The organism is Corynebacterium ammoniagenes DSM 20306 (assembly GCF_001941425.1).
GTDB classification, from domain to species: domain Bacteria; phylum Actinomycetota; class Actinomycetes; order Mycobacteriales; family Mycobacteriaceae; genus Corynebacterium; species Corynebacterium ammoniagenes.
In genome coordinates, this window is the sequence record NZ_CP009244.1 from 2,022,095 (window position 1) to 2,035,799 (window position 13,705).

A 13,705-nucleotide genomic window follows, 5' to 3' on the forward strand; every position below is an offset into this window, starting at 1 on the left:
TCCATTATGATGACTCAAGTGCCTACACTTCAATCCCGCTCCGGAAACCGCGGCGCCCGAAACCCCCGGTTTGCGCCGCCAGCGCCACCGCCTGTCTATTTGTGGCACCGCACAGATCTCATCTCCACCCTGGTGATTGCCGCCTTAGCTTTTGTCACCCGCTTTGTGGGGCTCACTGTTCCTACCGCCTCCGGCACCCCAATCTTTGATGAAAAGCATTATGTGCCGCAGGCCTGGGATATAGCCAAGGCCGGAATTGAACTCAACCCCGGATACGGACTGGTGGTCCATCCCCCACTGGCGAAAGAAATCATCTCTTGGGGCGAGATGCTCTTTGGCTATACGCCCTTGGGCTGGCGGGTCATGTCCGCATTATTCGGCGTGGGCACCGTGGTGATGATCATGTCGCTGGCACGACGGCTGTCTGCGTCCTGGCAGGTGGCAAGCTTTGCAGGCATCATCGCCGTCTTCGACGGCGTACTGCTGGTGACATCCAAATTCGGCATGCTGGATATCTTCCTCACCTTCTTCATCGTGGTAGCGGCCTGGGCACTGGTTCGCGACCACCAACAAGTCCACAACCGGCTGCATAACGCGTGGAAAGCCGGCACCCTCGGCGATTCGGTGTTTGGCCCACGCATGGGATTTCGCTGGTGGCGTTTTGCCGCCGGCGTCGCGCTTGGCTTGGCCCTAGGCGTGAAGTGGTCTGGGCTGTATTACATCGCGTTTTTCGGCCTAGCCTCAGTATTTGCTGACTTGTGGCTGCGCCGCCGCTTTAGCATCAAGCGCTACATCACTGGCACGCTGCTGCGCGATGTGCCCGCGGCCCTCGCCTCCATTGTTGCCTTACCCGTGGCTTTATACCTGTGGTCGTGGCGCAACTGGTTTGCCTCGGAGACCTCCGTCTACCGCCACGCGGTGGCCGATGGCACCGTCTCCGCGGATTCTTCCTTTAATATTCTTCCCGATACCTTGGCGAGCTTTTTCTACTACCACGCCTCGGTGCTGGAATTTCACGCCTCGCTAACTACCTCGGGCGGGCATTCTCACCCCTGGGATTCCAAACCAGTGGAGTGGCTGGTGGCTGGTCGACCCATCCTGTATTTTTCCAATACTGATCTGGAATGTCTCAACGGCGCTACCTGCCGGCAGATGATCTACCTGTTCGGCACCCCTATTATCTGGTGGTTGCTTATCCCTGTTTTGCTGTGGTCGCTGTGGTGCGTGCTGCTGCGCAAAGACCGCCGCTTTTTGCCACCGCTGATTGGTTTTGCCGCCGGATTTTTACCCTGGCTCGCAGCCTATGACCGCCAGATGTATTTCTTCTACGCCGCCCCGCTGATCCCCTTTGTCATCGTGGCGCTAGCGCTTACCTTGGGCCAGTTAGCCGGGCGCGGCAGACAAGTCCGCTGGCTCATCCCGGCGCGCGCCCCCTGGGGCACGATTGCCGCCTATGGCTATCTTGGCGCGGTCATCGCCATGTTTGTGTACTTCTCCCCCATCCTCTACGGCTATACCATTCCCGAGTCGTGGTATAACTCGCTGATGTGGCTGCCGAACTGGCGCTAAAGACAACGTTGCGCTGACAATAAGATATTCAAGATATTCGAAAAAACACTGGTGCCGCTCCGATATTGGAAGCGGCACCAGTGCTTTGGTGTACTGCAGCACAAGCATGCCAAGTAAGGGGTTAAGGCATCACATCGCCGGAGTTCGGCCCCAGGGTCTGACCGGTGTAGATATCGCCACCGGGGGATGAGGCCAAGAGCAGCGCAGTAGGTGCTACTTCTTCGACCCTGCCAAAGCGTCCCAGTGGAAGTTCCTGTTGCTTATCGTCGCGCCATTGTTGAGTAATGGCACCAAAAAGTGGTGTTTCAATGGGGCCTGGCGCAATCGCATTAACCAAAATATTGTGCTCGGCCAGCTCCAGTGCCATGGATTTGGTCATGCCAATAACACCGGCCTTGGCGGCAACATAGTGCGCCAAGCTGACGGCACCCTTGATAGCTGTTTGAGACGCGATGTTGATAATGCGCCCGCCGCCTCTTTTGACCATGTACGGCGCAGCGTAGCGGCCGGATAAAAAGACGCCCTTGAGGTCAATGCCGATGGTCCGGTCAAAGGTCTCTTCGGTCATCTCCAGGAAATCTTGCTGGTCCAAAATACCAGCGGCGGTCACCAAGATGTCGATGCCGCCAAATTCACCAGCTACCTCATCCATCACCTTTTCAGTCGCAGCGGCATCAGTGACATCGAGTGCCCAGGCTTTCGCCGTGCCGCCTTGCTTGACGATGTCCTCGGCGACCTGCGTTGCATCCTCCTGGTTGAGGTCAACGACGGCGACGTGGGCTTGATGTTCGCCATAGAGCTTGGCGATGGCTGCCCCGATTCCACTGGCAGCGCCGGTAACAACTGCTACTTTTCCTTCGAGTTGCGGTCCGAAAGTCATACTTTTCTCCTTCGTTTAGTGTGGTTAGCTTGGCCAGCGCACGGTCTGGCCACCATCGACGATCAACTGCTGGCCGGTGACAAAGGACGAGTCATCAGAGGTCAGGAAACGGATAGCGCGTGCGCATTCTTCCGTGGTGCCCACACGCCCCCATGGGATGTAGCTGCTGGCTGCTTCCAAGCCCTCTTTGCCGAGTGAGTTTTGTCCGTCCAACGACTGTGGGCTTTCGATCAGCCCAGGGATGATGGTGTTGACGCGGATCTGGCGAGGAGCAAGCTCCACCGCAAGGGAGCGGCATAGGCCCTGCAGGCCGGATTTTGCTGCGGCGTAGTGAAGGTGTTCGCCCCAGCCATAGTGTCCACCAGCAATTGAGGAGGCCGCCACCATGGCTCCGCCGTTGTTCATGCGCGCGGCAGCCGAGCGGAACAAACGCAAAACACCGACCAAGTCGATATCGAGCATGTCGTTGAAACGCTCATCCGTCATCTCTTCCAGTGATGCCTTGCGCAAGATTCCGGCCATGGCCACTGCAATATCAAGGCGTCCGAATTCATCGATAGCTACCTGAGCGAAGTTATCGACTTCTTCAGCCGAAGAAACATCACAGGCCACCGCGATGCAGCGACGTCCTTCTGCTTCGACTGCTTTGACCACTTCTTGTGGATCATGTCCATCCGATTCAATATAGGAAATCACGCTGTCGCATCCGGCCTTGGCATACAGTACTGCCAAAGAAGCACCGATACCGCTGCTGCCGCCGGAGATTAAAGCGACTTTTCCTTCGAGTCCATCGTCACGAGTTAACAAATTATTGTCCTTCCACTTGAGTGAGGGGATGTTGTCTTTGCGCTTAAGCTGGCTGTTTTCCAGCCTAGCGCCACAAATTTTCGCCTGCTTGAACCATCGAGGGTGTACTATTCCGCGCTGGTGTCTACCGCAACTTTGCGGGTTCCCAGCATCATCAACGCGGCGAGCAGCAATGGGACTGAGCCGGCCACCACTGCCGCCGCGGTCATGGAAAGCCCTGTTCCCAGCAAGACGGAGATTAGGCCTGAGCCTAAAATGGCGCCGGCTGGTGCCATCACGTGAGCCAGGTTGGCACCCACGCCACGAACGTGTGCTGGGTAGGATTCACCCATGTAAAACAGCATGGCGGCAAACGGTCCGTTCAAAAAGAACAGGCTGGCTGAGTACATGGCAATCACGTAGGCGGAAGTCTCCGGCCCCAGCAGCAGACCAAGTGACGCTAGGCCACCGAGCAACCAGCCACCAAAGACAGCCGGGCGGCGACCGATGCGGTCACCCAACCAACCATGGAAAAGATAGCCAATAAACGCCGCCACATTACCGAGGATCAAAACCGTCAAGGAGTCGGTGAACTCGTAGTTTTTGGCCTCGACCAAGACCGTGGTACCAAGAACTGAGAAGACCTGGATAGCCATCCAGCTAAAAAGCCATGCCAAGCACAAAGAAATTGTGTGCCGGCGCAGCTCCGGAGTAAATACTCCCTTAAAGCCCACGGACTTGGCCCCGGGCATTTCAATGTCTTGTTCCAAAGCCAGGGCGCGCGCCCCTTCAAGGTTGCCGCTGTCGATGCGGCGTTGGACTTCTTTCATCGCTAAGAATGTTGGCGATTCTGGCAAACGCGTAGCCAGTACAAGAACGATGATTGAGACCGCCGCAGCGAGAACAAAGCTCCAGCGCCAGCCAATGGTTGGCAACAGCAACGCTGTCATCGCCGCGCCAAAGAGTGCGCCGACTGGCCAGCCGCTTTGTACCAGGCTGAACATAAAGCCACGGGATTTGGTCTTGCGGTAAATCTCGTTCAAATAGACCGAGTTCACCACTTCTTCTGATACCGCAAAGCCAGAAAAGGACCGGATGATAATCATCGATAGTGCACCAATTGCTGCACCGGTTAGCCCCGAGCTGATAGCGCCGCCGATGACCAAGAGAATTAGAGCTCTCTTGCGTCCCATGCGGTCAATAATTGTGCCCACTGCCAGACAGACGATGAGCACGCCCACCATGGCCCAGGTGTTCACAGCTGTGGCTTGGGCGGTAGACCAACCAAAGTCCTCGGCAATTACCGGAAGTAACGTGCCAAATAGCGTGTAGTCATAGACCGATGCCACCCACGCGAGAAAGCATACGAAAGACACGTAGTAGACGGTCTTTTTAGAAATCTCACGATTCCACGGCTCGGCATCATTTGCCGACGAGCTCGGGTTTACGGGATGAGAAACTTGAGTCATTACATTGCCCTTCCTGGGAGGTGTAACGCACGGGATAATTTTTTAAGTCAGAGCTGCACACGATTTAGTACGCGGACCCAGAGCTTGGGTTTGGCCATTGGGTGTAATCCCTAGAAACCGAGTGCGTAGCACCAGGTCAGCACGGTTTACCAAGTGCCACTATCGTGATCTTAACTTCGCACAATGATTCACACAATCGTTTGTGCAACTCCTTGAGCAAGGAAGTTACACCAGCCACGCACGAAACGTCTAGTGATGGGCGCAACAAGAATTTTCCCCAGCGGGACTACCGCCCCTGTAGATTCGGCAGGGATTTCCCCATCAAGCAGCGCGATCTCTGAGACCGGCCGCGAAAGCAGCTACCCCCTCCCGAGGGTGCTAGCTCGAGCAGCTAAGCGCGGAACCAAGCGCACGGAGGCGGGATCTTGGCCTTCAAGGCGACGCCATAACAATTCAAAGCCCTGAATCCCCATCTCATGCATGGGTGACCGAATGGTAGTCAACGGCATGGTGAGTTCTGCCGCTAACGGGGTGTCGTTATAGCCCACCACTGCGACATCATCGGGCACGTCAAAACCACGTTCGCGCAGTACACCCATAGCTGCGATGGCCGCAAAGTCATTTGGCGCAAAAATGGAATCAGGACGGATGCCGCGGTCCAAAATATCTTCCATCGCTGTGCGCCCGCCCGCCGCATCAAAGGGGCCGTCAACAATATGGCTATCTGGAATATCGATGCCAGCCTCACGAAAAACGGAGCGAAAGCCTTTTGATCGGTCACGGAATGTGGAGGCAAAAAGCTGCCCGCCCACGATACACGGTTGCGTCCGACCCAGACTCAACAAGTGCCCAGCAGCTAACTCCCCACCAAGAACATCGTCCGTGGTCGCGGAGAGATATTTCGTTCCCGCGTGACGGTTCACCAGCACAAACGGCACCCCGCGGCGCTCCAATTCATCGAGGTACGTTTCCTGAAAATGGGCATCGCCGATAATCAGGCCATCTACCCGGCGGTCAATCAGAGACTCGGCGCGCTTGCGGTGCAGATCCGGCAAATCGAGAGAGTTCGCAACCGAGGCATAATAGCCGCGCTTACTGGCGGCTTCCTCAATTCCCTCAAAGACGGTGGCCAGGACAAAGTCCTGCAATCGCGGCACTATAACGCCGACGAATTCGGAGCGGTTAGTACGCAAGCTTGCCGCGTGAGGGTTTCGCTTATACCCACTTGAGATTGCAACATCCCGGATTCGTTCCACAACCGACGGCGAAGCCCACCGACTTGCTTCATGAGAAGGTGCGTTAATTACGCGAGAGACCGTGGACACGTCGACGCCAACCTCGTCGGCGATCATGCGGAGGGTAACCCGGCGCGGCTTCGCGTTCATATCGACAGGTGCCTTTCACTTTATTTGATCCGGTGGACGTTTCTATCCGACCCTTTATTGTGCCCTTCCGCGGGCAAAACCACCCCCACGAAGGGTAAATCTCTTGTTCTTTTGCTGCGAGTTTCCCTTAGAGTAACTGAAATCCCTTGACACAAACGATTGTGTGAATGAAGATGGCTTTTACCGCGTGAGCCACTGCACAGATGCAGATCCTCGGTGAGCGCGGTCGCGACGAGAAGGAGAGCAACTTCCACAATGGCACGCATTACCGTTCTTGCAACCGGTGGGACCATCGCATCCACCAGGAGCTCCTCACCGGGAGCTACTGCCACAGAGTCCATCGATGATTTGCTCCAAAGCATCGATAGTGGCTCTCATGAGGTTGTGGGAAAAGATGTGCTGACCACAGGTTCATATCTTCTCAACCATCAGGATCTGCGCGTTATCGCTGAAGCCGTGGCGGAAGCGGTGCGCGATGATTCCACCGATGGCGTGGTATTAACGCATGGCACCGATACTTTGGAAGAAACTGCGTACCTTCTTGACTTGGTGCATGCTAGCGAGAAGCCAGTGATCGTCACTGGTGCGCAACGTACTCCAGATAGCGTCGGACAAGATGGTGCATTGAACTTGCAAGACGCCATCGCCATTGCTGGTTCCACGGAGTCTCAAGGCCGCGGGGTGCTGATTTCTTTCGCGGGCGAGATTCATCCTGCTCGCGGGACGACAAAGCAGCACACCACTAATCCCTCTCCTTTTGCTGGTGCAGGTCCTATTGGTTATGTCGCAGATGTTCCCGCGGCAAGCAGTGCCGATGATGCCGAGTCAATCTCTTCCACCAAGCATGTCCATTTCCATGCTTTTCCACAGCGGTCGAAGCCGCTATCTCTTCCAGATGAACGCTTCGATACCGTGCGCGTGGATGTTGTCGCTTCCTATCCCGGAAGTGACGCGACCGCAGCACAAGCGTGCGTGGATGCCGGTGCTAGGGCCATCATCCTTTTGGGAACTGGTGCGGGCAATGGCAACCACGCGTGGCTGACGTGGACTCAGCAGGCAGTGGAGTCAGGAACCACCGTGGCGTTGTCCACTCGGGTTCCGGCGGGCTCTGTACTTCCGTTGTATGGAAATGGTGGAGCATCGGATCTTCTCGACGCTGGTGCGCTTTCCCTCGGGGATCTTCCCTGGTCGCAAGCCAGAATTTTGCTGGCGTTGTTGTTATCGACACAGCACAGCATTCCGGCTGATGGATTAGCTGAACACATTTAATTCTCTTCATTCTTTGAAAGGTTTAAACATCATGAGCAAGAAAATTACTATCGCGTTCGGCATCGATGTCGACGCAGTCGGCGGTTGGTTGGGCTCCTACGGCGGCGAAGACTCCCCTGGCGATATCTCCCGCGGCATCTTCGCCGGCGAAGTCGGTGTGCCCCGCTTGGTCAATCTGATGAAAAAGTATGACCTGCCCGCCACCTTCTTCTGGCCTGGTCACTCCATTGAATCTTTCCCCGAGCAGTTTGACCTCACCGTCAAAGAAGGCTTCGAAATCGGAGTCCACGGCTACTCACACGAGAACCCACTCGCGATGACCCGCGAGCAAGAAGCCGACATCCTGGATTACTGCATCGACCTGATTACCAAGCGCACCGGTGCTCGCCCCACCGGCTACGTTGCCCCGTGGTGGGAGTTCTCCCACGTCACCAATGAGCTGCTCATTGAACGCGGAATTAAGTATGACCACTCGCTGATGCACCGCGACCATGAGCCCTACTATGTTCGCGTCGGTGATTCGTGGACCAAGATTGACTACGACAAGCCAGCATCCGAGTGGATGAAGCCTTTGGTGCGCGGCGAGGAAACCGACTTGGTGGAGATTCCGGCCAGCTGGTACCTCGATGATCTTCCACCAATGATGTTCATCAAGTCCTCGCCGAACAGCCACGGCTTTGTCAGCCCTCGTGATATTGAAGATCTTTGGCGCGACCAGTTCGATTGGGTCTACCGCGAGTACGATAACGCGATCTTCCCCATCACCTTGCACCCCGATGTCTCGGGCCGCCCGCAGGTACAGCTCATGCTGGAGCGTCTCATCGAGCACTTCCAGTCTCACGACGGCGTCGAGTTCGCGACCTTCGATCAGATCGCTGATGAGTTCATCGCTGCGAACCCTCGCGAGAAGAAGTAGGGCGCATAAGCGCTGCTAGTATCTCGAAGTCGTCAAGGAGGTTTGTGTCATGTGTGGTGCTTGCGGGATAAAGCCCGACTGGGCTGGCCCAGTCGTTGCTGGCCCCCTTCGCCGGCGCGATATCGCACGGTGTCTTAATAAATTGGTCACCTCGGTCAAAGTGGTGGATATGCCACGTGGGTGGATGGTGACAAGACCCACCGGCGCAAGCACCCCGACGCAAACCTTCGACGAACTTATCCAAGCTCTTATCCCCCGCGCACGTCATAATTCCTGGGAGCAATTAGAACAATCAGTTCTAGATATCCCCGCCCCGCTGCGGGTCGACGACAACCAGGAACCCTGGCCGGTCAGCGATATCAACGACGCGCATGCGACAGAGGTGCTCACTGCGGTAAAACACTTGCCCGCACATATGAAGCTTGCCGCCTTTGCTCTCGGCGCCCATACCTGTGACTTCGAAGGCACGGTCAGTGCCACATTCGGTGAGAACCAGCATCTGCAGGCACACCCCGGCCATCTGCGCCATCACACTTCCTAAACGTGTGCTTTCACGTCGGACAGGGAGGCATCGACAAGCGATGCTTAACGCTGTGGATTCTTCTACGGTGGGGCTAGAAAGAATTCAAAGCTCGGTAAAGACCACTGCTGCGCATTAAGGTTGCACTCCATGAGCATTCGTCAATCGACGCGCGCGTTTATCGGGGTCGCGCTCCTCTTATTTACAGCCGGGTGGGCAGCTAATCACTTCGCCTCCGCTTTGGTTCTCATTCGTGACCAGCAAGGTGTCTCTAGCCTGATGGTCAATGCAGCCTTTGGTATCTATGCCTTAGGAATGCTGCCCTGTTTGCTCCTGGGTGGCGTATTTTCCGACCGCTTCGGTCCCCGCCCAATTGTCCTTGCCGGCGGAGTTATCTCTGCCTTAGGCAATCTGCTGATGCTGTTTAATCATGACGGTGCTTGGCTGCTGGTAGGACGCTTTGTCGTCGGCATTGGCGTTGGTCTCGTTGTGAGCGCCGGTACGGCCTGGGCGGGGCGTTTGCGCGGCGGCGGTGGTGTTACCCTCGCCGGTATTATTTTGACGCTGGGTTTTGCTATCGGGCCGATTGTTGCCAGTTTGATTGGTGCAGCTACGCCCAACCTCCCGCTGATCTTTGCTGTCAGCGTAGTGCTCTCCGTCATTGCTGTGGTGATGGGAATGTTACTGGGCGATGCCCCGCGCATTCCCATTGAAGGTGAATCCGCAAGCACGCCCCGTCAAACACGCAGCCTTAATAAGGCACTCGCGGTCTCTTTGCCCATGGCAATTTGGGTCTTTAGCTGTATTACTACCGCCGTGATCATTTTGGCGGCCCGCTCAGCATCTCATCTCGATAGCCCCATCCTGCTACCAGCAATTTCTGCTGCCCTAGCTTTTGGCGCGGGGTTGCTCATGCAGTATCTAGCTCGCACATTCTCCTGGGGACGTCTCTCCGGTACCGTCGGTGCGTTGGCTGCCACCTTGGGCTATGGCTTGGCCGCATACGGCGGCGAGGACTTAACCGTGCTAATTTTCATCATCGCTGCACTGCTTTTGGGCACGGCCTACGGTTTATGCCTGCGCGAGGGGCTATTGGGGATTAACACCTACACGCCGATGAAACAGCATGGCACCGCGATTGGTATTTACTACGTCTTTACCTATTTTGGCTTCGCGTTTCCATTTATATTCGACCTGGTAACCCCGCACGTCGGCGCCCGCGCACCACTGATTGTCATTGCACTACTAGCGCTGTGCTCCGCGGTTGTTCGCGCAGTACAAATCCGACGCGGTTATTTGGTCTAAGCACTGCTGCGCATTAACAGCGCAGCAGTTAATAAGGATCGGCGGATAGGTTCTTCCACATATGCCGCAGGAAATAACCGCGATCGGCAAGCCACGTCCACACCAGGACAACCAGGGCAGCGCCCAAGCCGCACAAGGTATAGACCTGACTGCTGCTCAACGTGCTTAAGGCAATATCGCGCATGGCGAATCCAGCGAGGAAGAAAAAGGCCGTGCCCACGACTGGTAAAAGACCCGCAACGTGATGGGGCCGCCACGCGCTAAATATCATTCCCGCTGCCAGGCCTAAACGCAGCGCCGCAGATTCAATGAGGTGTTCTGCTTCAACCGGGTTGGAATCCGGGTTCAACATCGCGCCACCTTCTGCGACACCAGTAAATGGGCCGGAGGCAACAATCAAGGTAATGGCCCAGATGACAAAGACGATGGCAAGAACCACTAGTGCGACCCGGGCCCCGGCTAGGCTAGCCAACCGGCCACCGGATACCCGGCGCCATTCCGGCTCAACTTGGGCCAGGATATCTTCGGCCAATTCCTGCGAGGGTTCTAAGGGGGTGTGCGGAGTTAGCGAAAACGACAGCTTGGCGGCGCGTTCTTGAAAGGCCTTGCACTTGTCGCAGTGCGCGATGTGGGTGTCAATGACATCATCTTCTAAGTCATAGTCCTCACCATCCATGCGCGCGGATAGTGCTTCTTGGACCTGGTCATGATTCAACACGGCTTAACACCCCATCCAAACTTGCTCGACCAGATCCAAATACCACAACCATCAATAATGCCACGCATAGCACCGCGGCGTATTCGACCCCGCCTTCTTCCACGAAAAACCCATTGCTGACATGCACAAAGTAAATTGACAGTGCGCTTAACAATGCGAGCATACCCGCAGCAAACGTTGCCAGCAGACCGATCACAAGCAAAGCGCCGGCGGCCATCTCACCGATAGCGACCACCCATCCAAAAATCTGCGGCTGGGGAATTCCCCAGGCAGAAAATTGCCCAATGGTGTCATCCATGCCGGGGAAGAATAGTTTGTCTATCCCGTGAGCGATAAACACCAAACCGAGTACCACGCGGAAAATCAGCAGCGTAGCATCGCGGACAAATGGTGAGTTCATGCTTCTCAGATTACCTGGTTACTCAGTGTGTACCGAATGCGCGCGGTGTGAGATTTTCGCAACTAAGGCGTTGGGAACGGTCAAAGAAAATTAGCAGTCTAAAACACCATGACTTCTTTTGATGATGATTCTTATCCTGATTGGGCACAGACTTCTTCCCTGGCGCGTGAATATTACGATCATGAATGGGGACGTGAGTTATATGAAGAACGCGAGCTGTATGAACTCATTGCCTTGCTGGGCTTTCAAACCGGGCTGAATTGGTCCATGGTGTTGAAAAAGCGCGAGCGCCTGCGCGAGAGGTTTCACAATTTCGATCCGGATGCTGTCGCAGCTTTTACTGACGATGACATCGATGACCTCATCGCAGACAAGACCCTGATTCGCAATAGGCGCAAGATTACGGCCGCTATCCACAACGCACGCGCTACCGTAGGTCTTCGCGAACACGGTGGGCTCTCAGCGATGGTGTGGGCACATGATCCACAGTCTTATTACCCAAGTGCAACCGTTACCGAGCTCATTGACTCCAATCCAGAGGTAACCGAACTAGCCACAGAACTTAAAGCTCATGGATTCAGACTGATTGGACCACAGCTTATCGCAGCACTCATGCAAGCCATCGGCATGGTGCCGGCCGTGCAGCGCCAATCCAATGCCGCCTAATCCGGCGTTGTACTAGGACGGTCGCATTCGCTTGACGATGGAAAAATACATAGTGATATGACAAAGCGCGTGTGTCACAGAACTTGAAGACTCTGTGTTCACACGCGCTTGTTTACTATCCGGGTTGCAGATTAGCCGACGCGGCGAATGGCGAGATCATCGCGGCGCTGGCGACGCGGAGCTGGCCGCTCCGGTGCGTCGTCGGCTTCTTCATACATTTCTGGGAGGTGATCCCAGTCCGGGCTATTATCATCAATTTCCACAATCACAGCGCCAGGGCGACGCAGTGAGCGTGGGATGGCGAGTTCCTCGTCTTGTGCCGAACGCACACCCAACCGTGCACGACGCAGTTGCGCAATACGGCGGGCACGTAGTTGCTGCTCCTGGCGCACCTGCGTGCGCAGGGCCACGAGGTACGCGATGGTCAATCCACCGGCGATAGCGGCAGTCCACCACAGCCAGCCACCGAAGATGATGCCCAGTGCCACAGTCAAAACGACGACCAGTGCAAGTCCTAATAAGGTGCGCTGACGGCGCTGGTAGCGGGTGGCCTTGTTGGCGGCATCGGCTTCTGGATCCCAACCACCACGGCCAACGCGAGACTGTGCAAATTCCAACTCTTCATCGGACAGTTCCGTGTCGGAATCCGCATCAATTGCAGCTGGCTCGAATTCCTCGTCATATTCAGCAACTTCAGTCGAGGTTTCAGCTGCATCCGCATCAGCAGCGCTGGTATCAGCAGCGCTGACATCTGCAGCGTCAGCATCAGCTGTGCTGACTTCTTCCGATTCTTCAGCAAGTGCTGGGTCAACGGCACCCGGGTACATCAGATCGACGGGAGAAACATAGGTTTCATCGAGCTCGTAAGCATTATCTGCAAGCTCATAGGCTGCAGGAGCCGTAAAGACCTGGCTTTCAGAAGCGGATACGCCAGCGGTGTCGTCATCGTCAGATTTCTTGCTGCGTGGCTCGTCCTCCAGGAGAATATCGTCGTCTTCGTCGAGGGCATTGAGGTCTTCATCGCTCAGTTCTGTGGTAACTGGGTGCGCAGCTGCCTGCTGCTTGTCTGCCGGTGCGTCGGTTGCTTCATCCACGTCAACAAACTCAGCATCTACCACTTGGTCATCATCCAAAGACGAGTCTTTGTCGGAAGTATTGGCATCGGCGGCTTCGACCTCGTAGACCACTTCCCCGTCGATGGTTTCTGCAGATTCAGCATCCTGCTCTTCAGCATTGACGGTGTCATATTCAGACTTGATACGAGCAGCAGCGCTCGCCACGGTCTGCTTTTCCGCTTGATCAGCGGTCTCGGTCTCTGGTGCATTCGCTGCGGTGGCATCTGTAGTAATGGAGTCAGCATCGGTCTCATTATCTGTGCTGTCAGCGTTTTCCTGAGCTTTCTTGCGGGCTTTGATGCGCGCAGTTTTAGCTGACAGTCGTGGACCGCGATTAGGTTCTAGTTCGCCGGAGTCGCCTTCAAATAGCACTCGGGTGTCATCAAAGGCCTCACCGGTGCGGCTCATGGGCCTTTGGCCACGCAGTAATACCGGTGCCAATACCAGTAGCCACACCACGATGATGAGTACAATCGCTAATCCTGGAGACACGAGCCTGGGCCACCTTCCGATCTGGGGATGCTGAATAGACAGTAAATCTCATTTTAGATTACGTCTGAACACCGCGAGTCTTTTCCTGCCACGCCGCACGTGTACTGCTCTTACGTCAATTGCCAGGAGATTTTCAGTGGTTATAACGTCTGAGCGGTCCACATCATACGTCCAGCGCCGGGTTATCGCGGACGCCTGCTCCGATTGCCCCGGTG

Annotated in this window: 13 protein-coding genes; 6 read left to right on the forward strand and 7 right to left on the reverse strand. The window is 55.8% G+C overall.

Annotation, left to right across the window (positions count from 1 at the left end; all coding sequences use genetic code 11):
• Window positions 1–9: 9 nt before the first annotated feature.
• Complete coding sequence (locus tag CAMM_RS09255; RefSeq protein WP_171974907.1) at window positions 10–1,569, forward strand: dolichyl-phosphate-mannose--protein mannosyltransferase; 1,560 nt, start codon at window positions 10–12, stop codon at window positions 1,567–1,569.
• A gap of 121 nt (window positions 1,570–1,690) precedes the next feature.
• Here CAMM_RS09255 and CAMM_RS09260 read toward each other — a convergent pair whose 3' ends face one another.
• The 4 genes from CAMM_RS09260 to CAMM_RS09275 all read right to left on the reverse strand — a co-directional run bounded on the left by CAMM_RS09260 (window position 1,691) and on the right by CAMM_RS09275 (window position 6,089).
• The gene (locus CAMM_RS09260) at window positions 1,691–2,449 is read right to left on the reverse strand and encodes an SDR family NAD(P)-dependent oxidoreductase (protein WP_003846404.1); all 759 of its coding nucleotides are present in this window, start codon (window positions 2,447–2,449) and stop codon (window positions 1,691–1,693) included.
• Between the two features lie 24 nt (window positions 2,450–2,473).
• The gene (locus tag CAMM_RS09265; RefSeq protein ID WP_003846406.1) at window positions 2,474–3,256 is read right to left on the reverse strand and encodes an SDR family NAD(P)-dependent oxidoreductase; all 783 of its coding nucleotides are present in this window, start codon (window positions 3,254–3,256) and stop codon (window positions 2,474–2,476) included.
• 107 nt (window positions 3,257–3,363) lie between these two features.
• Window positions 3,364–4,704 carry an MFS transporter gene (locus tag CAMM_RS09270; RefSeq protein WP_003846407.1) on the reverse strand — a complete coding sequence of 447 codons (1,341 nt, stop codon included), beginning with the start codon at window positions 4,702–4,704 and terminating at the stop codon, window positions 3,364–3,366.
• A 359-nt stretch (window positions 4,705–5,063) separates the two neighbouring features.
• Window positions 5,064–6,089, reverse strand: coding sequence for a LacI family DNA-binding transcriptional regulator (locus tag CAMM_RS09275; RefSeq protein ID WP_003846409.1), 1,026 nt, complete (start codon window positions 6,087–6,089; stop codon window positions 5,064–5,066).
• A gap of 255 nt (window positions 6,090–6,344) precedes the next feature.
• On the opposite strand from CAMM_RS09275, the gene CAMM_RS09280 reads away from it, so the two are divergent.
• The 4 genes from CAMM_RS09280 to CAMM_RS09295 all read left to right on the forward strand — a co-directional run bounded on the left by CAMM_RS09280 (window position 6,345) and on the right by CAMM_RS09295 (window position 10,099).
• Window positions 6,345–7,358, forward strand: a complete 1,014-nt coding sequence (locus CAMM_RS09280) for an asparaginase (protein ID WP_003846411.1) — start codon at window positions 6,345–6,347, stop codon at window positions 7,356–7,358.
• Window positions 7,359–7,389: 31 nt separating this feature from the next.
• Window positions 7,390–8,274 (forward strand): polysaccharide deacetylase family protein, encoded by an 885-nt coding sequence (locus CAMM_RS09285; protein WP_003846413.1) that lies wholly within the window; start codon window positions 7,390–7,392, stop codon window positions 8,272–8,274.
• Window positions 8,275–8,323: 49 nt separating this feature from the next.
• The gene (locus CAMM_RS09290; protein WP_003846415.1) at window positions 8,324–8,815 is read left to right on the forward strand and encodes a hypothetical protein; all 492 of its coding nucleotides are present in this window, start codon (window positions 8,324–8,326) and stop codon (window positions 8,813–8,815) included.
• A gap of 129 nt (window positions 8,816–8,944) precedes the next feature.
• Window positions 8,945–10,099 carry an MFS transporter gene (locus CAMM_RS09295; protein WP_003846416.1) on the forward strand — a complete coding sequence of 385 codons (1,155 nt, stop codon included), beginning with the start codon at window positions 8,945–8,947 and terminating at the stop codon, window positions 10,097–10,099.
• 28 nt (window positions 10,100–10,127) lie between these two features.
• Here CAMM_RS09295 and CAMM_RS09300 read toward each other — a convergent pair whose 3' ends face one another.
• Window positions 10,128–10,817: a zf-HC2 domain-containing protein gene (locus CAMM_RS09300; protein WP_040354900.1), complete on the reverse strand. Its 690-nt coding sequence runs from the start codon at window positions 10,815–10,817 to the stop codon at window positions 10,128–10,130.
• Window positions 10,804–11,217, reverse strand: coding sequence for a DoxX family protein (locus tag CAMM_RS09305; protein WP_003846420.1), 414 nt, complete (start codon window positions 11,215–11,217; stop codon window positions 10,804–10,806). Before CAMM_RS09305 ends, CAMM_RS09300 begins: the two co-directional genes overlap by 14 nt.
• A gap of 108 nt (window positions 11,218–11,325) precedes the next feature.
• On the opposite strand from CAMM_RS09305, the gene CAMM_RS09310 reads away from it, so the two are divergent.
• Window positions 11,326–11,883: a DNA-3-methyladenine glycosylase I gene (locus tag CAMM_RS09310; RefSeq protein ID WP_003846422.1), complete on the forward strand. Its 558-nt coding sequence runs from the start codon at window positions 11,326–11,328 to the stop codon at window positions 11,881–11,883.
• Between the two features lie 131 nt (window positions 11,884–12,014).
• Here the strand turns inward: CAMM_RS09310 and sepX are convergent, their stop codons facing one another.
• Complete coding sequence (gene sepX, locus CAMM_RS09315; RefSeq protein WP_040354903.1) at window positions 12,015–13,490, reverse strand: divisome protein SepX/GlpR; 1,476 nt, start codon at window positions 13,488–13,490, stop codon at window positions 12,015–12,017.
• Window positions 13,491–13,705: the final 215 nt, after the last annotated feature.